General features: G+C 40.5%; 17 protein-coding genes. 8 read left to right on the top strand and 9 right to left on the bottom strand.

The window, feature by feature from the left end; translation table 11 throughout:
• Positions 1 to 353: 353 nt before the first annotated feature.
• From F8R90_RS29045 to F8R90_RS29035, 3 genes are all read right to left on the bottom strand, one after another.
• Positions 354 to 3,833: an Eco57I restriction-modification methylase domain-containing protein gene (locus F8R90_RS29045; RefSeq protein WP_196513524.1), complete on the bottom strand. Its 3,480-nt coding sequence runs from the start codon at positions 3,831 to 3,833 to the stop codon at positions 354 to 356.
• A 285-nt stretch (positions 3,834 to 4,118) separates the two neighbouring features.
• On the bottom strand, positions 4,119 to 4,340 hold the full coding sequence (locus tag F8R90_RS29040; RefSeq protein WP_230967036.1) for a hypothetical protein: 222 nt from the start codon (positions 4,338 to 4,340) through the stop codon (positions 4,119 to 4,121).
• Positions 4,337 to 4,534, bottom strand: coding sequence for a hypothetical protein (locus F8R90_RS29035; protein ID WP_196513523.1), 198 nt, complete (start codon positions 4,532 to 4,534; stop codon positions 4,337 to 4,339). Before F8R90_RS29035 ends, F8R90_RS29040 begins: the two co-directional genes overlap by 4 nt.
• A 39-nt stretch (positions 4,535 to 4,573) precedes the next feature.
• On the opposite strand from F8R90_RS29035, the gene F8R90_RS29030 reads away from it, so the two are divergent.
• Entirely contained in the window at positions 4,574 to 5,530 is a 957-nt protein-coding gene (locus F8R90_RS29030) for a DUF4351 domain-containing protein (RefSeq protein WP_196513522.1), read from the top strand.
• 87 nt (positions 5,531 to 5,617) lie between these two features.
• Here F8R90_RS29030 and F8R90_RS29025 read toward each other — a convergent pair whose 3' ends face one another.
• From F8R90_RS29025 to F8R90_RS29015, 3 genes are all read right to left on the bottom strand, one after another.
• Positions 5,618 to 6,178 carry a Uma2 family endonuclease gene (locus F8R90_RS29025; RefSeq protein WP_196513521.1) on the bottom strand — a complete coding sequence of 187 codons (561 nt, stop codon included), beginning with the start codon at positions 6,176 to 6,178 and terminating at the stop codon, positions 5,618 to 5,620.
• Between the two features lie 162 nt (positions 6,179 to 6,340).
• Positions 6,341 to 9,775: a helicase-related protein gene (locus tag F8R90_RS29020; protein ID WP_196513520.1), complete on the bottom strand. Its 3,435-nt coding sequence runs from the start codon at positions 9,773 to 9,775 to the stop codon at positions 6,341 to 6,343.
• A gap of 312 nt (positions 9,776 to 10,087) precedes the next feature.
• The gene (locus F8R90_RS29015) at positions 10,088 to 11,272 is read right to left on the bottom strand and encodes an NAD(P)H-quinone oxidoreductase subunit H (protein WP_012411270.1); all 1,185 of its coding nucleotides are present in this window, start codon (positions 11,270 to 11,272) and stop codon (positions 10,088 to 10,090) included.
• Between the two features lie 421 nt (positions 11,273 to 11,693).
• Here F8R90_RS29015 and rsmH point away from each other — a divergent pair, with 421 nt between their 5' ends.
• The 3 genes from rsmH to F8R90_RS29000 all read left to right on the top strand — a co-directional run bounded on the left by rsmH (position 11,694) and on the right by F8R90_RS29000 (position 13,671).
• A complete protein-coding gene (gene rsmH / locus F8R90_RS29010; protein ID WP_196513519.1) occupies positions 11,694 to 12,590 on the top strand; it encodes a 16S rRNA (cytosine(1402)-N(4))-methyltransferase RsmH in 897 nt (298 codons plus the stop codon).
• A gap of 75 nt (positions 12,591 to 12,665) precedes the next feature.
• On the top strand, positions 12,666 to 13,319 hold the full coding sequence (locus tag F8R90_RS29005; protein WP_196513518.1) for a MotA/TolQ/ExbB proton channel family protein: 654 nt from the start codon (positions 12,666 to 12,668) through the stop codon (positions 13,317 to 13,319).
• 145 nt (positions 13,320 to 13,464) lie between these two features.
• The gene (locus F8R90_RS29000; RefSeq protein WP_190897143.1) at positions 13,465 to 13,671 is read left to right on the top strand and encodes a glycogen debranching protein; all 207 of its coding nucleotides are present in this window, start codon (positions 13,465 to 13,467) and stop codon (positions 13,669 to 13,671) included.
• Here the strand turns inward: F8R90_RS29000 and F8R90_RS28995 are convergent.
• Positions 13,668 to 13,859 (bottom strand): hypothetical protein, encoded by a 192-nt coding sequence (locus tag F8R90_RS28995; RefSeq protein ID WP_196513517.1) that lies wholly within the window; start codon positions 13,857 to 13,859, stop codon positions 13,668 to 13,670. The genes F8R90_RS29000 and F8R90_RS28995 overlap by 4 nt on opposite strands.
• A 288-nt stretch (positions 13,860 to 14,147) precedes the next feature.
• Between F8R90_RS28995 and F8R90_RS28990 the strand changes: the two genes are divergently transcribed.
• Together F8R90_RS28990 and F8R90_RS28985 are read left to right on the top strand one after the other, a co-directional pair.
• Positions 14,148 to 14,705: a methylmalonic aciduria and homocystinuria type D protein gene (locus F8R90_RS28990; protein WP_190897147.1), complete on the top strand. Its 558-nt coding sequence runs from the start codon at positions 14,148 to 14,150 to the stop codon at positions 14,703 to 14,705.
• A gap of 166 nt (positions 14,706 to 14,871) precedes the next feature.
• On the top strand, positions 14,872 to 15,819 hold the full coding sequence (locus F8R90_RS28985) for a heme-dependent oxidative N-demethylase family protein (RefSeq protein ID WP_196513543.1): 948 nt from the start codon (positions 14,872 to 14,874) through the stop codon (positions 15,817 to 15,819).
• A gap of 175 nt (positions 15,820 to 15,994) precedes the next feature.
• Here F8R90_RS28985 and F8R90_RS28980 read toward each other — a convergent pair whose 3' ends face one another.
• Positions 15,995 to 17,011: a potassium channel family protein gene (locus F8R90_RS28980; RefSeq protein ID WP_196513516.1), complete on the bottom strand. Its 1,017-nt coding sequence runs from the start codon at positions 17,009 to 17,011 to the stop codon at positions 15,995 to 15,997.
• Positions 17,012 to 17,585: 574 nt separating this feature from the next.
• On the opposite strand from F8R90_RS28980, the gene F8R90_RS28975 reads away from it, so the two are divergent.
• Positions 17,586 to 19,373 (top strand): ABC transporter substrate-binding protein, encoded by a 1,788-nt coding sequence (locus F8R90_RS28975; protein ID WP_196513515.1) that lies wholly within the window; start codon positions 17,586 to 17,588, stop codon positions 19,371 to 19,373.
• Between the two features lie 364 nt (positions 19,374 to 19,737).
• Complete coding sequence (locus F8R90_RS28970) at positions 19,738 to 21,021, top strand: aspartate aminotransferase family protein (RefSeq protein ID WP_196513514.1); 1,284 nt, start codon at positions 19,738 to 19,740, stop codon at positions 21,019 to 21,021.
• A 137-nt stretch (positions 21,022 to 21,158) separates the two neighbouring features.
• On the opposite strand, the gene F8R90_RS28965 is transcribed toward F8R90_RS28970, so the two are convergent.
• Complete coding sequence (locus F8R90_RS28965; RefSeq protein WP_196513513.1) at positions 21,159 to 21,767, bottom strand: DUF4129 domain-containing protein; 609 nt, start codon at positions 21,765 to 21,767, stop codon at positions 21,159 to 21,161.
• Positions 21,768 to 21,796: the final 29 nt, after the last annotated feature.

Raw genomic sequence — 21,796 nt, 5'->3', positions numbered from 1 at the left:
TTTTTAATTAATCTGTACTAGGGATGATTCCAAATTATAAATTTAGTGTTAAAAATATTAAAATTTTACAGATAATATGTATCTTAAGTTTTTTATAGCATAAATTATTTATTGCGATCTAATCTGCAATTTTTCAGTAAATCACAAGTCAGTTTGTATTCAGAAGTACAGAAAATTATCAGTCAATATAGCTAAAAACCTTTTTGGTTCCATCGATTTATAACCGCCAGCTATGTCAATACAGTTCAGATAAGACCAAAACACTTGTAGAGACGGCGATTTATCGCGTCTTGAAAACCCAAAATTTTTTACCAGTAGTCCTTAACTGACCCGTATTCCCAGCTATGTTTGCTTTAATGAGTTAATGCAATTCTTTCTGATTCTGCAAACATTGAGGCAAAATTACGATAAGCCTCTAATGCTGCTTCTTTAACAGTTGCATTCACAATGGGAAATGTTGTGAGGATGTAGCTAAATTCATCTTCGGTTAAACCGTAAAGATGTGCTACCATTCCATCGAGTTCTGCGCGGAGATTGGCGCGTTCTGTTTCGTCGGTAACGCCTTGTTGATGGGAACCTAGACCGACTTCTTGCGCGAGTTCGTCAAATTCTGGTGTAGTGCAGATGAGTTTGGCGGCGCGTTGTACAATATCGTTGAAGTTGCGATCGTTTTTTGTTAAACGTGGTACGGGTAATTGGTAGACAATAAACATTGAAATTGATGTGGTTACTCGTTGTCGAGCCATAAAGTCAAATACAAAAGAGTTTAATAACCCACAAATGTATAGAAGTACTTGATAGTTAAGAATACTAAAATTATCTAAATTACTCAAAAATAACTTATGATTAGCAAACACATTTGGAGGAAGTAAAGTAGTAATCACTGTACGAATATCAGTATTTCTAGCTATTTCTCGAAAAGCAAGTCTATATTTTTGATAATTTAACCTTTGCCCAGTATCTCCTTGTTTTTTAGATAATGCTTTACGGGCTTCTTTTTCATCTATCCAATACTGAGGTTTACCCCATTGATGCGTAAATTGATGGATCATTTTGCCTTCAAATAATGGTAGCCTCCCACTATCTTGGTTTTTGTGGAACAAATTGCTATCATTTGTCATGTGAAATTCGTTGCATAATACTAAATTCCATTTATCTTCAATCTTTTCACCCAGCAAGGGAAACTTACCCATTTTCTTAGCTATGCGGATATCTACCTCATTCTTAAACTCCATTACAGATAGCGAATCCGGCGATAGTTTACGTATCATATCTACGTTAATCTGCAAGCTATCTTCACTAGGAAACATTTGAAGTTCTTGCACATCCAAACGCATAAACGCAGATGGAAATTCTGTTGTTGTACTACCTTTAAGAAAAGTAAGGACAACAAACTTAAAACGGCTATCAACTTCTTCAAAAATTGTCTTACGATTTTCAAGACAGAATAAACCAGTAACTTTAGTTTGACTAAACAACATCTCCCGCAATTGCTTAGTCCCCAAATCAGTGTAAATTCCACTAGGAATTACAATTCCACACTCACCGCCTGAACGCAAAAGATTAAAACACTGTTCTGTAAACAACTTATAGAGATTAATATCCGTACCCGCTTTTTTACCATTCACAATAGAAATCTGATTTTTATACTGTTCAGATGAACGATAATAAGCGCTGACATAAGGATATTGACTTTGATATTCTAACCAAGTACTGGCAATTATTGGATTTTGTAATAGTTTATTCTGCTCCTTCTCAAAATCTTTAATATCCATCTTGTTCTTTGTCACCAGTTCATTATGCTGTGCAAAAAACTCTTTCGCCTGTGGCTTAAATATTTCCCAAGGCGGATTAGTAATAATCGCATCAAAACCGCCGCGTTCTAAAACTTCGTTAAAATGATAACTCCAGTGAAACGGCTTCAAAGCTGCAATATCCTCAACCTTCAAAACACGCTTCTGTGATTTTCCAGTTAACTGAACTTCCTCATACTTGATACCCAAACGCTTGCTAAACTCATCCAACAGCAAAAGATTTAACTTTTCTTGCGATTGTTTATTGAGTTGTTCAATATTTTTGCGGAGGTGTATCAATCGAGTATCTTGAGGTGTATCTGTATCTGGTAAAGCTTTAGGTAAAAAAGCGTGTTTTTTGTACAACTCAACAGATTTATTCTTTTCTTCTAAAATCTTCTTATAATTATCTGCGGCTAAAGACTGTAATAGATTTCCTTGAAGTGAATTACCCACCGCATCAAAAGCAGTATCATCTACTTTAATCAATCCAATCAACGAATTACCCGCCATAATATTAAAATCAATATTAGGCAAAGGCTCTAACTCTTCCACATCATTAGCAGAAGAAACCAAAGCTAAGAAAAGACGTAGTTTAGCAATTTCTGTTGCTTCTTCCATGATGTCTATACCATAGAGGTTATCAGAAACAATCCGCTTTTTGATAAAATAAGGTAGTGATGGATGAAAACTTTCTATTTCTTCAAGCTTATTTTTGAGAGTGTCATCACCCATCAACTTAATTGTCCCGAACACCGCACTATAAACTTGAATTAGCGTCTTCATCGCCGCCACAAGAAAAGCACCAGAACCGCAAGCTGGGTCAAGAATTGATAAATTAGGAAGAATATCATCCATTAGTAGACGACAAACATTTGTATCCAGCTTGATGAGAAGTTCGTTGATATCTTCAAATGGCTTATACTGATCGGATAGCGCATCATTTACGCGGTCTACAATTAACTTGTGAATAGTTCTATCACAGAGATATTCTGTAATTTGTGGTCTAGTATAATAGGCTCCAAAAGCTTTTTGATTAATATATTTCTCAAAAATATATCCTAAAACATCAGGATTTATCTCATCATCTTTTCCTTCCGGCGTATCATCTAGATTCCAAGAATAACGCCCAAATAAATCTAGAACTTGCTCAAACGCCTCATCAACTATAGAAATCTGATATTTCTCTTCAATATAATGCTTGAGAAATAATCCACCATTCAGGTATTTAACCTTACCTACCAATTCTTGTACAGATAAATCGCGTTCAATCTCAGGTTTTGCAAAGCTTTCAAAAAACAAAGCCTTGATAAATTCACCATAAAAATGATCTTCACCTTTTTGTTTGCTTTGCTCAAGCTTATTTTGCAGATAATTTAAATCTTTATTATCAATAAAACCCTTACGCTGGAGAAAATAAACAAACATCAGGCGATTCAGAATTACCGATGTATACCAACGTCTATCTATCTCATTATCAATTCCTTTCACAAACAGCAAAAACTTCTGGTGTTGCTCTTGAAATTCCTTGTAAAACTTCTTAGTTACTGGCTCAACATCGAAACCACGTTGTAGTTTATAAGCAATTTCAACAACAGTCGGTTCCCCATGCTCTAATTCAGTAATATCAATAACTAAAGAACCAAGCTTGCTTAAAAATAAGTCTCCTGGTTGACCTTTCACATATAAGTGGTCACGAACAGATGTTTTACTTCCTTCTCTTTTCACCCAATACCAAAGACTCCGTGTGCGTTCTTCGGTAATAAAAATTAGGAGATTTTCAGCTATCAGCTTATTAATTTCTTTGTAAATCTCATCTCTAACCTTAGCCTCTGGTATTTTCCCATCTGCTGCGGTGACTTCAAAGATTGCAACACCCGAAAGTTCAGCAATTTTCTGGTATTGATATTTCTTGTTGTCAATTTTTAAAGTTACAGGTTTTTGTCTTGAGGGTTGCGACCAACCTAATTCCTCAATAAACAAATCACTAAATTGGAAGTTATAGAGTAAATCGCGTGTTCGTTGAAAATTAAGTGACATAATTTATCATGCTTGAAGAATAAAAAAGAGCATGGTAAATTTGCCACTCAGAAAATCAATCTGTGGCTATAAAAATTAAGTCCGCGTTGGCGGACTTTAAGAAACCCTATTTATAGGAGTTAAATTTTAACCATGCTTTTGATACTTTATAAATCCTTTATGCTTGGTTAAGCTTCAGAGATACTACGGAAAGTTATTGAGTTATCTAAACGCCGACTTATTTATATGCAAGTGAGATTTTTAATCGTCAAGTATATTTGCTGATTACTTTATCAAAATGCTTAATTACTTTCTTAAAATACCTAATTGCTTTGTCAAAATACTTAAATGCTTTCTCAAAATGCCTAATTGCTTACTCAAAATACTTAAATGCTTTCTCATTTCAGTAAATTTAGCAAGCAAAATGCCTAATTGCTTACTCAAAATGCTTAAATGCTTTCTCATTTCGGTAGATTTAGCAAGCAAAAGGAGATATTGCTTTCTCAAAAGGCTTAAATGCTTTCTCATTTCGGTGTTTTCCGTAATATAACAAAGACGCGATAAACAAAGACGCGATAAATCGCCGTCTCTACAATAGTTAGCCCCTTGTAGAGACGGCGATTCATCGCGTCTCTTGCCATTGGGTGTAAGCGTAGGTTGAGAAGTAAAAGTAATTCGCAGCTACACAAGCAAAGTCCATAGAGGTTGACTTTAAAGTTCACAAATGATTTAAGATTGCTACACCATCTAGCAATCAACTGATGACTGAGGAACTGGAAAGAGCAGATAATGATAGCCCGTGGAAAGAAATTTTAGAAGCTTATTTTCCCCAAGCAATGCAATTTTTCTTTCCCCAAACAGCAAAAATAATTAATTGGGAACGTCCCCACGAATTTCTTGATAAGGAATTTCAACAAATAGCCCGCGAAGCCGAACTTGGTAGGAGATATGCAGATAAATTAGTTAAAGTCTGGCAAATTCAAGGACAAGAAATTTGGCTATTAATCCATATAGAAATCCAGGCAAAATCAGAAGACACCTTTGCAGAAAGAATGTTTTCCTACAACCTGCGAATTTTTGACAGATTTGGTAAACCTGCCATAAGTTTGGCGATTTTGTGCGATACAGACCCGAAATGGCGACCCAATCAATATAGTTATAATTATCCCAATACCAGACTTAACTTTGAATTTGGAACTGTCAAGCTGCTGGATTATCAAAATCGTTGGACAGAATTAGAAGCCAGCGACAATCCATTTGCAACTGTAGTAATGGCGCATTTGAAGACGCAGCAAACAAATAAAAAGCCAGGAGAACGTAAAACTTGGAAATTTAGCTTGATTCGTCGATTGTATGAATTAGGATTGCAAGAAAAAGATATTCGTAACCTTTACCGATTTATTGATTGGGTTATGATTTTACCAAAAGCCTTGGAAGCAGAATTTTGGCAAGAGTTTAAGCAATTTGAGCAGGAGCGGACTATGAGCTACATTACCACAGGCGAGCGCATTGGTTACGAGCGGGGAAAACAAGAACAAGGACAAACCCTCGTGTTACGGCTACTCCAAAAACGGGTAGGAGAGTTACCACAAGAGGTTCGGGGGCGCATTCAAACTCTTTCTTTAGAGCAATTAGAAGCACTTGGCGAGGCTTTATTGGATTTTACAAACATTGAGGATTTACTTAACTGGTTGGAAGCAAATCAAACAGTGCATTAAACGTAGGTTGGGTGGAGCGGAGCGCAACCCAACAAATATCAGGATGTTGGGTTACGCAAAGCCTCCACCCAACCTACAATTTTTTTGCTATTTAACCTTTAACCAACTAAATATATCTGCTGGCGTAATTTGCCAATCTGCTAATTCATCAAGAACAGCCAATTTATCATTATTATATTTTACTTCTGGCAATTTATTAGGTTGAAATACCATCACAGATTTATCATTAGAGTCAATAAACCAACCTAATTTTGCCCCATTATTAATGCAGAAAATAATTTTATCAATCACCCGGTTAGGAAATTGGTCAGGTGAGAGAATTTCAATTATCCAATCTGGATAAGTTTCAAATTTATTGGCAATTTCCCCATCTTCATCAACAATAAGCCGTGACCAATCAAATACAGCAATATCTGGAACTAAAGAACGTCCTCCAAATGTGCAGCGTAATTCAGTTAATGCTAAAGCCTTTTGCTCAGGTTCGCTTACCTGATTAATCTCGGTTGATAAACGAGTTTGGATTCTGCTATGTTTTCCCTGCGGCATTGGTTTTTGGTAGATTTTTGCATCAATATATTCGCTAGCTGGTTTGGTTTCTGGTAATTGCAGAAACTCTGTTAAAGAAATATTAGATGATAATATAACCATAAAAATTACTCCTAAAATAATTTAATTATATCTTTTAAGCTTTGTAGGGTGTGTTGCGGATAATAAAGACGCGATAAATCGCCGTCTCTACAAAGGACTGATTATTGTAAAGACGGCGATTTATTATGTCTCTTACATTAATTACGAATTACGAATTACGAATTACGAATTAGAAAATAACCCCAGCGAACAAATAATCTGAGGTTCTCGTTTTTCCAGTTCCTCCGTCACAATACACAAACGGTCATCCATGCGTAACGCCACAACTAACTCAGCCAACTGATGATTATTAATACCACTTCTCAGTTGACGATTCAGAGTATCAATAGCTGACTGTCGTAAAGGATAACGGTAAATCTCATCAATTGCTTTTAAAAGTTCTTCACTAACAAATAGTGTTCCTTTCATTTCTTGAACATAACCCTTCAGCCGTTCATAAGTGCGGAACCTTGCACCTGATGGTCGCCCTAATTGACCACCTCCATTTTTCTCATCTTCAGCAATCAATTCAGAACCCTTTTGTACTAACTCGTGATGCTGTTTGTCTCTCGGTATCGCTGGGGTAGATTCTTCACACGCCGCGACCCGAAGAACTGCTAATTGTGATTGAGTAACGCTATTCCCATCGCGGTCAACATAAATCAAAGAATCATTTCCCTCGGTGGTTTTCATATAAAGCAATACCCCCTCTGGTTGCACAGGTTGCGGAGTATGGGCGCGGGTAGAATAAACTACATTTTGCATTTCTTCAATCGTCTTTTTCAAACCCGGATTATCATCTGTAGCTTTTTTCCAAATTTGAAATGCTTCTGATGTCAAATCAACTTCTGTATCTTCTTCGCCATCTAAAACTCCAGATTTCTCGTTGTAGAGGTCGAGAATTACCCGTGCATCATCATCTTCAAAAAAAGCTTCATCAGTTCCTACCACTTCCGCATTTTCTTGCAGTCGTTTGCGGAGTCGTCCCCGCAAATTAATAATCCGTTCCACTCCCTCGGCTGGTAAAAAAGAATAACAAAGGATTTGTTCTGCATTTTGTCCAATGCGGTCTACTCGTCCGGCGCGTTGAATTAAGCGAATAATCGCCCAAGGTAAATCCCAATTGACGATAATTGCACAATCTTGTAAATTATGACCTTCACTTAAAACATCGGTGGCGATTAAAATCCGCAATTCATCTGATGATGAAATTTGCTCACGTTTTCCATTACTCACAGGGCTAAATCTTCCCGTCATTACTGTTGGGTCTTTAGATTGACCTGTTACTCCTGCGACATTAGTAATACGACTCGACTGCAAATTCTCTGTAAGGTAGCGGACTGTATCGGCAAATTGGGTAAAAATTAGTACTTTATCTTTAGGATGAGTTTTTGTTAGCAGTTTGATTAAAGCAGCAAGTTTTTCATCCTTTTGAGGATTCCACTCGCCACACTGTTGCAGCACATTAATCAGTGCTTTGGCATCTTCTAATAAATCCCGTTTCAGTTTTTTAATATCAAACAGTGTAGAACGCAACCACTTAAATCGCCTTTGATATCGCGTGGTATATTCTTGATAAATTGATTCTGCTCTTTGACGAAAAACTTTTTCTGTTTTAGATGCTTTCTCATCTTCCTTAGAAAAAGAAGCTAATTCTTCTTCCTCTCTCTCCACTTGCAACGAAGCAGTGGAATCATCATCTTCCGTTTCAGTATCAAACAAAGCTGCTGCTACAGAATCAGCATCTTCATCATTATTACTTGTATCTAATAACTCAGCTTCCTGAGTTCCAATGGGAATGTCAAGCCCATTTTCTAGGGCATATAAATAAATGAAGTTCCGTAATATATGACGTTCAATTGATTGAATAAAAGCAACACCACTACTTTCTAAACGTTTAAATAAATTAGTACGCGAAAAACCCATTAACCTCCTACCGCCACGAAACAAGCTATTAAGAAAGCGTTGTTCGGTGTCTGTAGGCGGCTGTTTGTGTTTAGCAATAACGTAATTTCCTAGCCCATAACGAGGTAAGTTAAGTTGATTAATTACTTCTACGACTAACCCAGAGTAAAGCCGAGAATAAAAGTCAGTGTCAGAACCTTCGAGAGGAAACTTGAGACTCCGAGGTAGACGCTGGGGAAAATAAGAACGTCTCCCATCAGCAAATTCTAAATATTTCCGCCTTGTTTCATCTGTGTGGGCATAATTATCCTTAATAAAAGAGCGAGTGCGTCGCACCATGTAACGCTTCATCAATTCTCGCCAGTCATCAGGGTGTTCACTTTTTTCAAAGGCAGCTAAAGAACGCACAGAACATTGATGCTTTCTAATAAACTCTAATTCTCCTATCGAACTGCCACCAAGTTCATTAATTAAAGCTTCTGGTCTTAATCCTAAATCTTGGTCTTCTGGCACAAATAGCCGCAGTTGGGCGGAAAGGTCAAGATAACTTTTATTGTATGGAGTCGCAGATAATAAAATACATTTACTTTCGTTAGTAGCAATATATTCTGTAATTGCTCGATAACGTTTGCCTTCACGATTCCGTAAGTTGTGACTTTCATCAATTAACACAACGCGGTAACGACGGAGTTTTGGTAACTTATTTTGTACTTGACTAATTGGCATAACTTCGGCAAGTAACCGATAGTTATTTACATATTCTTGCCACATTGACACCAAGTTTTTTGGGCAAATAATCAGTGTTTCTAAAAAACAATCTTCTTGTAATATCTTGGCAAGGGCGGTTCCAACTAAAGTTTTACCCAAACCAACCACATCACCCACTAATACGCCACCACGCCTAGTTACATGACGGGCTGCTAGCTGTACGGCGGCTTTTTGGAAATCAAATAAGTTGTTAAATTCGCGGGGGATACGGAATTCTGAAAGTCCTGCGATCGCTTCATGGGATAAGTGGTAAGCTATCTTCAGGTAGATGTAGTAAGGTGAAACTAGCTCTTGCCTAGCCCAACTCTGGTCAATAATTTCCGCCAATTCTTGGGAAATATCTACACAACCGTAATCTTGCCAGCGATCGCTAAACCAGTTTTGCAGTTTATTACACGCATCGTGATCTAAAATATCAACATTCAACTCCCCCTGTTTCGCCAGTCCGGGAAGGGTTAAATTACTGCTACCCAAGAATCCCACAGTTGGAGCGTTGGGGTCATTACGATATACAAGATATAACTTGGCGTGGAGAGAATGACGAAGAAACAGTCTAATAATTACTTTCTGAGTTTTTAGCTGATGACTTAACCGCCGCAACCCCGCTTCATCCTGATTAGTCGGCGCACCAATAGTCAACTGCTGGCGAAATTCCAACGCCATACGTTTTTTAAACCGCACAATGCTACTGTTATCAATCCGTCCATCACCACTACCAAGGGAAAATGCTGCATGAACTTCATCACTGGGTAAGCTTTGCATCCCAATTAGCAAACGACAACAAGCATTTTCACTACCAACATACTGTTCGATTAAATCATCAATTCTTCGCCAACCTCTGAGGTTAAAGTAGCCAACACAAAAGTCTGCGCGATAAGAGACTTTGAGGGTTTCTCGTAAAATCGATAGTAGTTGTAAATCAATATTGTCAAATATCCGGGGCATTATTTAAAACTCATCAATATTTCGTACCTATGTTATATGAGTAAAAATTTTTTCCAGCCAGATTAGTGAACACCGTTTAAATACCAATACGGTTCAGTTAAGGCTTAACGCTTTGTCAAAGTAAATTTTTTAACGAACCGCTAAGGACGCAAAGTACGCAAAGTACGCAAAGGAAGAGAAGGAAGAGAAGGAAGAAATGCTCTCCTTCCCTACAAGGGAAGGGGCTGAGGGTTAGGTCTTTATTCTATGCCATAAAAAAAGAGCAGTTGCACTGTAATACAACTGCTCTAAAAATACTTCGATAGATATTTTCTACCTATCTACAGACCCCATAATTACGTCAACACTACCGAGAATCACCACAATATCTGCAACCTTCATGCCGCGCAGTAAATGTGGAACAATCTGGAGGTTGTTGAAATCTGCGGCGCGAATCTTCCACCGTGCAGGGAAGACGTTATCATCGCCAACCAAATAAATTCCCAATTCACCTTTACCACTTTCTACACGGGCGTAGATTTCACCCTTGGGAATCTTGAAAGTAGGGGAAACTTTTTTACCGATGAATTGGTAATCAAATGCGTCCCACTCGGATTTTTTACCTGCGGCTAAACGTTTTGCTTCCAGATTTTCGTAAGGGCCGCCAGGAAGTCCTTTAATTGCTTGGCGAATAATCTTCACAGATTCACGCATTTCCCGCATCCGCACTACGTAACGGGCAAAGCAATCACCGGCGGTTTCCCACTGCACATCCCAGTCGAAATCGTCGTAGCATTCGTAATGGTCAACTTTCCGCAAATCCCATTGCACGCCAGAAGCGCGTAACATTGGGCCAGAAAGTCCCCAGTTAATTGCTTCTTCACGGGTGATAGTACCAATACCCTCAACGCGTCGCCGGAAAATGGGGTTATCAGTTACTAAGCGTTCGTACTCATCAACTTTAGGTAATAAGTAGTCGCAGAATTCCAGACACTTATCTACCCAACCGTAAGGTAAATCCGCTGCTACTCCACCAACACGGAAGTAGTTATTATTCACCATCCGATAACCTGTGGCAGCTTCCCACAAATCATAAATCATCTCCCGTTCCCGGAACTGGTAGAAGAAGGGAGTTTGAGCGCCTACGTCAGCTAAAAAGGGGCCAAACCATAGCAAGTGGTTAGCGATGCGGTTCAACTCCAGCATGATGACGCGGATGTAGCTTGCACGTTTGGGGACAGCGACACCTGCAAGTTTTTCTGGGGCGTTGACAGTGACGGCTTCGTTGAACATTCCCGCCGCGTAGTCCCAGCGACTAACGTAAGGGACGTACATTACATTAGTGCGGTTCTCGGCGATTTTTTCCATTCCCCGGTGCAAATAGCCGATAACTGGTTCACAGTCAACGACATCCTCGCCATCCAGAGTCATGATTAGCCGCAGAACCCCGTGCATTGAGGGGTGGTGTGGCCCCATGTTTAGCACCATTGGTTCAGTGCGGGTTTCTAGTCTGGTCATAGATTTCGTGTTCTCCGTTCGTGAAAATTTTGAATTGAACCGCCTAGATGCCAACCACAGCCGATTTATCTAGTCTGCCAAAATGAGGTTTGTAGGGGCAATCTATATAAATTTGACTCTACAGGGTTATGTTGGAGAGAGGATAGCAGCGAAGATGTTGTAATTGATGTTTCATTTCGTTGCACCTCTTCAATTATTATAGGGAAGCTTGATATGCAAGGGATTGAGGCACAGGTTTTTTTTCATCTAATCTCTTTTTGCATTTAAAATCCTGATGTTGGTGATTGGGAATAAGTGCTAAACAGGAATTAAATCGAACCAGAGAGGATGCAAAGGACACGGTGGAATAGGAGTTTAAGAGGTTTTTGGTGTAAGTCTTACCAAATAGAAACAAAAATAAAAATAAAATTGAAATTTAAAGATGAAATCAGATTTACAAACACCGCTAGATTTAGAAGAACTGGCTTTTTCTCATATTTCCGTTTTGGGACGGGAGGTAACTGAGGGTTTGGCGGTGCGTCCAGGCGGACATTATTTAGATGTGACGGTAGGCGGTGGTGGTCACAGTCGCTTAATTTTAGAAGCTGCGGCGGATGTGCGGATAACGGCAGTTGACCAAGATGAAGAAGCTTTAGCAGCGGCGCAGAAGAATTTAGCTGAATATGGCGATCGCGTACAATTTATTTATAGCAATTTTGCTGACTACCAGTTCCCCCCTAACACTTTCGATGGTATTTTAGCCGATTTGGGGGTGAGTTCTTACCATTTAGATCAAGCAGAAAGGGGTTTCAGCTTTCGCCAAGCTGCAAATTTGGATATGCGAATGGATCGAGGGCGATCGCTAACTGCTGCTGATGTGATTAATAATTGGGATGAGCCAGAATTAGCAGATATTTTCTTTAAGTACGGTGAAGAGAGATTATCGCGGCGCATTGCTCGTCGTATTGTAGAACGACGACCGTTGCACACGACTACAGAATTAGCTGATGCGATCGCTTCTTCAGTTCCCCCGAAATACCGTTATGGGAGAATTCACCCGGCTACCCGGGTTTTTCAAGCTCTGCGAATTGTCGTCAACGATGAGTTAAAATCTCTAGAAACCTTTTTGGATAAAGCGCCAAATGCCCTTGTCCCTGGTGGCAGAATTGCGATTATCAGTTTTCACAGTTTGGAAGACCGTCCGGTGAAACACGGCTTAAGAAATTCACCTTTATTAAAGGTATTGACAAAAAAACCGATTATTGCTCAAGAAGAGGAAATTAGTCAGAATCCGCGATCGCGATCGGCCAAACTGAGGATAGCCCAAAAGTTGCTGTAGCTACAATGCAGCCTGAAACTGCTCCATTTCAACGATCTGTTAACCTAGCGTTGTTGGAGAGTTAAAAAATAATAAATGGAAATTAGTAATCTGTTTACAGCAGGTGGCGTGGTCATGTGGCCTCTGCTAGCGTTCTCTTTGTTAGGAGTAGCGCTGATTATCGAACGGATCATCTTTTGGGTAAGGATAAATAATCGGCAAAACAAGGTAGTGCGAGAGGTGCTACAGCTTTATCGCCTTGATAATGTAGTTGGTGCTTTAGATAAATTACAGAAAAATACTGATTTACCGATTGCTCGAATTTTTTTAGCAGCTTTAGAATTGGAAGAGCCTACACCAGAGGAATTTCGTTTGGCATTAGAAAGTGAAGCACAAGCCGAAATCCCTTTACTCAAGCGCTCCCAAAATATTTTTGAGACAATTATTGGTCTTGCTCCTCTGTTGGGACTTCTCGGCACTGTTTTAGGATTAATTAACTCCTTTGCCTCTCTAAATATCGGAGATGTGGGAGGTACTAAAACAACAGGTGTAACATCTGGAATTAGTGAAGCTTTAGTATCCACAGCATCAGGGTTGGTAGTGGCAATTTTTACACTTTTATTTGCAAATACCTTCCGAGGACTGTACCAGCGCCAGATTGCCTGGATTCAAGAATATGGTGGACAGTTAGAATTACTCTACCGCCGCCGCTACGAAAGAGGAAATAAATCCCATGTGCCTACCAGATGAAGCGGAACTGGTTAATGTAAATTAATAATCGGTAATTGGGATTAGTTTGCTACTTGTTACCAATTTTGCTCTGGAATTCTTGACTCTAATAGTATTCTAAAATAACGAATAGGTTTTTTCGCTACAGTTCTTGAGGAAATATTTCATGATTATTTGGGTAAATGAGCAAATTGATCCATCTGGGATGATTCATGCCTGTATTGCCACTTGTAATGAATCTCAAGCCAAAGAGTGCCATGATTCCTTTCAGAATAATTTGACCGAGACGCAAAAGGCAGCAGGTTGGGTAGCACAATTGCGGACAGTGGATTCTTGGGATGAAGTGCCGGTGAATTCTTTAAAACTCAATTAATTGGGTGCTATGGAAAGTAGGCTAATAGCTCTAACTTTTTCCAAGCAGATAAGATTACTTTGTTTTTTTTGCTCACCTTTGAGTAAAACTTCGACACGCTTTACTTCACCAGAAGCCTGTTTACTCCAGCTTTGCTGACAGTTATACCATTTTGGTTTTGACTGCAAATCGTCTGAGATGGAAGTCATTTTTTGGGATTTTGCTCAAACATATTTCAGGAGCGTAGGCGTAGCCCGCCATAGGCATCGCTTGTCTACTACCCACTGCATTTATGCCAATGCCTACAGCGATCGCAGCAAATCCCATTAAAACAGGTTAATAAAGGATAAAGTTCGGATTAAAATTCTCAAATTATTAGTAACTACTTCCAAAAAAAGTAACATATTATATAAATTTGATGATTTTTCTGAACTTTTAAGAGGTATCATCTATACCGTAGATTAAATTAAAAAACTTGTATAAGCCGAATCAATTTAGTGAACTATCCCAAAGTTTACACTTCGGAGCAAGCCTGTCCCATTAATTTAGTTGGCGAAACGGGACAAGCGGTTCAAATTTCAATTCATGCTCCCAGTCAATATATCTGTGCCAACTGCGAACGGATATTACCAGATTGGAAACGGCAGCCATTTTTACGAGTAGTGATTGTCTTACAACAATCGCGTTATCAATTAGTCGAAAAAACAGCAGAAGTAGAGTCAGAGAAAGAACGCCTGCGAGAAAAGTTTATGAGATTTGGCTGTGATTTGGCATTTAATCTGCGCGATCGCGGCTATTTAACAGACTTGATTGACCCTCGTACAGGCTATCCTTTACTGTCTCATCCCGGAGCAATTCCCCACGATGACACAGCAGTTGTCAAAGCTTTGCTCAACTATCCAGTGATTAAAAATCAATGCCGTGTGTTAGTGCATCCCGATTGGGGTGCAGCAGTTTATCCTAGCATCTTGATATCAGAAGCTCCCCCAATTGTGATCGAATGGGTTACAAAAGGCATAGCATCTATACATGGGTGGAAAGAAATTGATTATTAGTCATTAGTCATTGGTTATTTCTTCCTGATCTCCCTCATTCCTTCATATATATTGGAAATGAGGAGAATAAAAAACCAGCATTATATAATCTGTGTCTCTAGACAACTTGTTCCAGGAAGCTAGGACAGTCGAAGCCTCTAATAGTGCAGCTTGGTATTTCCCTCTCATGAGTGGACGCTACGAAGTCAAGCCGGGGATGATGCCTTTTGGTTTCTGTTTTGGTAATACTCAGGCTGATCAGCAGGTATTTCAAATTGATGATGATTTTACCCACTACCGTCAGATTAAACTTTTAGCCCGTGCGGAACGGTTGAACAAGTACTATCAAACCTGCAATTATTCTCAGACTGTAGCAGGTGCGATCGCTCGTTTAATAATTAATCGCCTCACCCAAGAACACCCACAGCATTTTAACTGTCAAAAGTCAATAGATAACATCCTGAAATTTCATAGCCAACTGACCGGAGAAACTTTTTACCTAGATGCAGATTGGCAATTACAGCAAGTTCAAGGTAGTCCAGTTTTTCCAGCTTACGCCTCTACTCTTGATGCACTTGCAGCACAGGTACAAGAAGACCTGACAATTATCTGCCGATCTGCTGATGGTAGGAACTGGCTGAGTGCAGTTCATCTCTGCTATCCCAATCACTGGTCAGCTGAGGAGAAAATTGGTAGAGATTTCGCTACGATACATGCACCTGTGGCTGGTATGGAAAAAATTAATCGGCGTGCAGGTGCGATCGCTAATACAATGATTACCCACAAACCAATGGTGCGCTTTGCTTGGGGCTTGAGTACCGACACCCGCCTTAACCACCATCCCGAACCGCCGCCTGGTGTGTCAGTTAGTAAATGGCAAGGTAGAAGCTTTGATTCACAGCATCCTCAGCTTTATCTGCGAATTGAGCGCCAAGTAATTTGGGGACTACCGGAGTATGAAGCTGCACTTTTTACTATTCGTACTTACTTTAGAGATTGTGGTGTAGTGAGAAAAAACCCAGTGTTAAGGTCTAAGCTGTATGCTGCAATTCAGTCTATGGCACCAGAAGCTTTAGTATACAAAGGTTTGGTAGAGAGCAAGGCTAGTATTTTGCAGTGGCTAGAGGAGGCTTAAACTATTAAATGCTATTTGCAGAGATTCGGCTGTCAATAAGGAAAAATAAGGGACTTCCAGAAATTAAATTATCCAATTTCTGGACTTCACTACGACTATCCCTCCCCCTGCTCCCTGCTCCCTGCCCCCTGCCTCTATAGCGATGGTATATTTTTTTATTTGGAAGTCCCTAATATCAGCTATTTTTCGGTCGCCGTAGTTGCTTGGAATTAATCGGGCCGAGAATTTGATTCAGGCTACGCAACTGTTCAGCTGTACCCATACCAATTAGCCGATCTCCCGACATTAGAACCGTATCACCAGTGGGGCCACCGATTAAAGTCCCATCAAGACGGCGAATTGCCAGAACTAATGCCCCAGATTGCGATCGCAATCTCGCTTTTTGCAAACTCTGACCCACAAAGGGACAAAAAGCCGGGTCGAGTAAAAATTCTTCCATATATAATTGACGGTCTGCACCTGTCAAAATCCCGTCTACAAAGTCCAATACTTGGGGTCTGAGTGCCGCAGCAGCCATCCGCTTTCCACCAGTAATATAGGGAGAAATCACTTCATCTGCGCCACCGCGTTGTAACTTCTGCAAAGCTTCTTCTGTACTTGCCCGTGCGATCGCCCGAATTCCTGTATTCAGAGTTTTTGCTGATAAAACAATATATAAATTTTCCGCATCTGAAGGAAGGGCTGCAACGATACAAATCGCCCGTTCAACGCCAACTTTCAGAAGTGTGTCATCTAGAGTAGCATCACCTTGGTATGCTGTGTAACCTTCCATCTGCGCCCTTTGTATAGATTCCATGTCTGAATCAATCACCACAAAAGGTACACCTTCTGCCCGAAATTCCTTGGCAATTTGACGACCAGTCCGGCTAAATCCACAAATGATGTAGTGTTCTGTTAGGGATTCCATTAACCGCCTCTGTTGCTGTAGCCGAATTCCTTCTTGAAAGTAGCCTTGAATAATCGCTTCTGTAAATCTGTTGACAATGTAACCGATATTCATTACACCCAACAAAATCAGGGCAATTGTAAACAATCGTCCTCGGCTACCCAGTGGGTGCGTCTCACTATATCCCACAGTGGCTAAGGTAATGACTGTCATGTAAGCTGCATCTTCCCATGACCAGCCTTCCACTAACGAGTACCACAAAGTGCCAATGAAGAAAACACCGCCAAGAGCGATCGCCCCTGTCATTAACTCCTTTTGGATACGTCGATATTTTTGCTCAAGTGTTGAAAATGAGGTAACAATAGTACTTCTAGCCTAATTTTTCTAGTTTTCTGCTAACTTTTTAGCATTCGTCCTTTTTAGTATATTGAAACTAAGTAACTGGGCAAGAAGAAATCAAACTAAGTTACGCAATGTAAAATTAATGAAATTGACTTGCAGTAAGCGGCTATACGTGGGTTCCTCTTGCCTCCTCTGTCCTGAATTTCGGCTTATATCAGTTTCACTTTGAGGATTAACCAATGGCTCAATTCCTACAAAGAAAACTAGTTAGTTAAATCATCACAAAGACGCGATAAATCGCCGTCAAGACGAAAGACTGATTATTGTAGAGACGGCGATTCATCGCATCTCTTGCCTTAACCGAACAGTATTGAGACTAAAACTACCTTATAGCTGCCCCAAAACAGCATTGGTAAAACCATCTGAAAACACTGCCCAGTGCGTAGGCCTTGCTCGCCGCAGGCATCGCCCCAGCTATTAACTGCTCAATCACCATACTGTAATGTGTAGATAGTAGCTGTAAGGTAAATAACTAGAGATGATTGCTGCTGTTGTTCGACCTCTGAATTTGGTAGTTGGTTTGCTGCTATCTTGTTGTTTTTTGCTCACAAGCTGTCACCCGACACAGATGAAAAGCAAAGCATCTAAGGTAGCTCAATTAGTTTTAGTTTCGCTAAGTGATCCGACTACTTTTAACTATGCCATTAATGACTCTCCCTATAGTGTTTTTCCTTTAATTTACAAGGGATTGATCGATGAGAATGTTATTACTACAAAGTTGGAGCCTGGACTAGCAGAATCTTGGTCAATCTCTGCCGATAAAAAGCGAATTATTTTTACATTAAAAACAGGGTTGAAATGGTCAGATGGTGAACCTCTCACGGCGGATGATGTAGTCTTTACCTATCGAGACATTTATCTTAATAAAAAAATTCCCACTTTATATAGAGATTTTTTACGTATTGGTAACACAGAAACTTTCCCATCAGTACAGAAACTAGATGATCTGCGAGTTGAGTTTACTTTTGTGGAACCTTTTTCCCCTTTTTTGAGATACGCCGAAAGACTAGCAATTTTGCCTGCTCATGCCTTGCGTTCTTCTGTATTATCCAATGATGCCAATGGTAATCCTCAGTTTCTTTCAATGTGGGGAACCAATACTGATCCGCAAAAAATCATCTCCAATGGGCCTTACAAAATAGAAAGCTATACTCCTGCTGAACGGGTGATTTTACGACGCAACCCCTATTACTGGCGCAAAGATGTTCAAAAAAATCCTCAGCCTTATATTGAACGTATTGTCTGGCAAATTATTGCTTCTACCGAAAATCAGTTACTCAGATTTCGCTCAGGGGAACTGGATAATTTAAATGTGACACCAGCAGTATTTGGCTTACTCAAGAAAGAGGAAAAGCGAGGCAAATACATTATTTACAATGGTGGGACTACTGCGGGTTTTAGCTTTGTAGGTTTCAATCTCAACCAAGGTCGCGATCGCAAAGGTAAGCCTTTTATAGACCCAATTAAATCTCGATGGTTTAATAACTTAGTTTTTAGGCAAGCAGTCGCCTATGCCATTGACCGCAACCGAATGAAAACTAATATCTATCGCGGTTTAGGTGAAATCCAACATTCGCCAATTGCTGTTCAAAGTCCCTATTACTTGTCCCCAGCAGCAGGACTAAAAGTTTATGATTATAATCCCCAGAAAACTAGGCAGATGTTGTTAGAGGCTGGGTTTAGGTACAACTCCCAAAAAGAACTGTTAGACCAAGATGGAAATCGGGTGCAATTCAATCTCTTGGTGAAATCGGAAGATCAATCAAGAATCGATGCCGCAGTTCAAATCCAACAAGACCTCAGTCAAATTGGGATCAAAGCAGATATGCAGGTAGTCAGTTTTAACGTAGTATTGCAAAAGCTGCTCTCTCGTCGAGATTGGGATTGTTATGTAGGTGCGTTTGGTGTTCCCGGCGCAGATGTTGAACCTAATCTTCTATCTTTATTTTGGACTAGTCAAGGCTCATTTCATCAGTTCAACCAAGGTGCTCCACCAGGAAAACCCCCACTCCAAGGATGGGTAGTTTCTGAATGGGAGAAAGAAATTGACAGTCTTTTTGACGCAGGAGTCAAAGAACTAGACCAGAGCAAGCGCAAGGCGATTTATGACAGATTTCAGCAAATCGTTGCTGAACAGTTACCGATATTCTGCCTTGTGAATCCAATCTCGTTTCAGGCGGTGCGTGAACGTGTCAATCCCATCAAGTTTTCTGCCTTGGGGCCAACTTTTTGGAATATTGATGAACTGAAAATCACAGAACAGTGACATCTCTTTGCCCTGAAGGAGGGAGCTTCTAAAAAGTGATTTTTAGATTTCCTAGTTATTCTCTTACGGGATTTCGACTTTGACCTAGATTGAGACATCTCAACCCCCGGCAAACCATCTGTATAGGCGCTTTGGATTCCCGACTGCCCATCGGTACTAATGAGAGCCTATGCAAATTGTCTGTCGCTCATCCTCTTGTTCAAGTGTTGAGTACAAAGTTTTTTCACCACCGCTATGCCTTTGAGGTTATATAAGCGTTAGCTTAAGAGGAAGTACGAGTTGTGCTAAATAAAAAGTAATTTTTAGGGATTTCTAGGAAACTAGTAAATAACTATATGATGAAAAACTCTCAGGAGGAGCGGTAGTGAGCCTACAAACTCTCGTTGACCAAGCCAGCATCCCCCCAGATTCAGGGTCTGTAGCATCTAGCCCCTTTGATGCAGATAGCTTTAATGAAGCTGTCATGTCTACCTACGGCCGGTTTCCCTTAGCCCTAGAACGGGGTGCTGGATGCCGAGTTTGGGATACACAGGGGCGTGAATATCTGGACTTTGTAGCGGGAATTGCCACTTGTACTTTAGGACACGCCCACCCAGTTATGGTAGAAGCGGTAACACGCCAAATCCAGAAGCTGCACCATGTCTCTAATTTGTACTACATTCCTGAACAAGGTGAATTAGCAAAATGGCTCGTTGATCATTCTTGTGCCGATCGCGTATTTTTCTGCAATTCTGGAGCTGAAGCTAACGAAGCCGCAATTAAACTGGCGCGGAAATATGCCCACACAGTATTAGACATTGAAAAACCAATTATTTTAACCGCCAATGCCAGTTTCCACGGACGGACTTTGGCAACGATTACCGCCACGGGACAACCAAAGTATCAAAAATATTTTGATCCCTTGGTTCCTGGTTTCCACTACGTAAATTACAACGATATTAACGCTGTGGAAGTGGCGATTAGCGAGTTAGATGAAGGCGATTACCGTGTAGCAGCAATTCTGATTGAGCCATTGCAGGGAGAAGGCGGTGTGCGTCCGGGAGATGTTGCCTACTTCAAAAAGCTCCGGCAGATTTGCGACGAAACTGGCGTTTTGTTGATTTTCGACGAAGTGCAAGTTGGTATGGGGCGCAGTGGCAAATTATGGGCTTACGAACATCTCGGCGTTGAACCGGATATTTTCACCAGTGCCAAAGGCTTAGGTGGCGGTATTCCCATTGGCGCAATGATGAGCAAGAAATTCTGTGATGTTTTTCAACCAGGGGAACACGCCAGCACCTTTGGCGGCAATCCTTTTGTGTGTGGTGTAGCGCTCAGTGTTTGCCAGACATTAGAACGGGAAAATATTTTGCAGAATGTGCAAGATAGGGGTGAACAATTGCGATCTGGATTGAGAGCGATCGCAGCGAAATATCCTCAACACATTAGCGAAGTTCGGGGTTGGGGTTTAATCAACGGTTTGGAGTTGCGAGCCGACATTGCGCTAACCGCAGCCGATGTCGTCAATGCTGCCATCAACGAGGGCGTATTACTCGTACCAGCCGGGCCAAAAGTAATCCGGTTTGTGCCACCGCTGATTGTTACAGAGGCAGAAGTCAACACTGCCTTAGAAGCTGTGGATCAGGCGATCGCAACTCTCACAGCTTAGGTAATCAAAAAGCGAGGATAAGTGTTTATGCTTATCTCTCGCTTTTTCTTAGTTTTATATTAAGTTTTACTAAAATTATTGATTTTTTAAAGTATATATGCATTGAGTATCCTCATCCCCGCGTCCCCACGTTCTCTTCATTCTGGGGAAATTTCCCGATAAGCTTGCCGACATTGCTCATAATTATCTGGCAAAATCTCGGCATTACCAAAACATAATTGCTCGTGAGTAGTAATTAAAGTTTCATAAGGCTGTATGGGAGTCACAGACGATCGCAGCAATTGCAGATATTCTCCATCTGTGCGGCTGAGTTTGTGGGGTGCGATCGCATTTTGATGCAACTGCTGCAACATCGCTAAATAAATACAACGGCAAGCCTCACGGTAGTTACCTTGACGGTAAAATTGTTGCGATCGCTCCAACAAAAGAGCTACGGATGCTTCACTAGAGCCAGCTTTTACGCGAAAATCAGTGAGATTGCCACTTCTATTCAGCCAAGAATATAGATAAGGACTGAATTCTCGCCATAATCGCCAACCCACCCAAGCTATAAATAAGCCTACTACCAGCCAAAACAGGAATTTCAGCAACTCACCAAGCCTTGGGCTAATCGACCATCCAGTAGGCAATTCTGGCAAAGCCTTTTCAAAGCGGTAAAACTGGTATTCCCACCATTCTCCCACTTGTTGTTGGAATTGAGACAACTGCCAACTCCAGCTAGTTTTTTCAAAAGTATCTGTAGGCATAGGGGGGAGTGGGGAACTGGGGACAAGGG

The organism is Nostoc sp. NZL, from assembly GCF_015714705.1.
Lineage (GTDB): Bacteria > Cyanobacteriota > Cyanobacteriia > Cyanobacteriales > Nostocaceae > Nostoc > Nostoc foliaceum_A.
The sequence above is the reverse complement of the archived record's forward strand: the minus strand, read 5'-3'. Positions and strand labels throughout refer to the sequence as shown.

What these genes read in the sequence shown, in the direction of transcription:
- rsmH (WP_196513519.1), top strand. Translation starts at nt 11,694, where the DNA reads ATGAAATCAGATTTACAAACACCGCTAGATTTAGAAGAACTGGCTTTT.
- F8R90_RS29025 (WP_196513521.1), bottom strand. Translation starts at nt 6,178, where the DNA reads ATGGTTATATTATCATCTAATATTTCTTTAACAGAGTTTCTGCAATTA.
- F8R90_RS29020 (WP_196513520.1), bottom strand. Translation starts at nt 9,775, where the DNA reads ATGCCCCGGATATTTGACAATATTGATTTACAACTACTATCGATTTTA.
- F8R90_RS29045 (WP_196513524.1), bottom strand. Translation starts at nt 3,833, where the DNA reads ATGTCACTTAATTTTCAACGAACACGCGATTTACTCTATAACTTCCAA.
- F8R90_RS28985 (WP_196513543.1), top strand. Translation starts at nt 14,872, where the DNA reads ATGAGTGGACGCTACGAAGTCAAGCCGGGGATGATGCCTTTTGGTTTC.
- F8R90_RS29015 (WP_012411270.1), bottom strand. Translation starts at nt 11,272, where the DNA reads ATGACCAGACTAGAAACCCGCACTGAACCAATGGTGCTAAACATGGGG.
- F8R90_RS28980 (WP_196513516.1), bottom strand. Translation starts at nt 17,011, where the DNA reads ATGACAGGGGCGATCGCTCTTGGCGGTGTTTTCTTCATTGGCACTTTG.
- F8R90_RS28965 (WP_196513513.1), bottom strand. Translation starts at nt 21,767, where the DNA reads ATGCCTACAGATACTTTTGAAAAAACTAGCTGGAGTTGGCAGTTGTCT.
- F8R90_RS28975 (WP_196513515.1), top strand. Translation starts at nt 17,586, where the DNA reads ATGATTGCTGCTGTTGTTCGACCTCTGAATTTGGTAGTTGGTTTGCTG.
- F8R90_RS28995 (WP_196513517.1), bottom strand. Translation starts at nt 13,859, where the DNA reads ATGACTTCCATCTCAGACGATTTGCAGTCAAAACCAAAATGGTATAAC.
- F8R90_RS29030 (WP_196513522.1), top strand. Translation starts at nt 4,574, where the DNA reads ATGACTGAGGAACTGGAAAGAGCAGATAATGATAGCCCGTGGAAAGAA.
- F8R90_RS29040 (WP_230967036.1), bottom strand. Translation starts at nt 4,340, where the DNA reads ATGAGAAAGCATTTAAGCCTTTTGAGAAAGCAATATCTCCTTTTGCTT.
- F8R90_RS29000 (WP_190897143.1), top strand. Translation starts at nt 13,465, where the DNA reads ATGATTATTTGGGTAAATGAGCAAATTGATCCATCTGGGATGATTCAT.
- F8R90_RS29005 (WP_196513518.1), top strand. Translation starts at nt 12,666, where the DNA reads ATGGAAATTAGTAATCTGTTTACAGCAGGTGGCGTGGTCATGTGGCCT.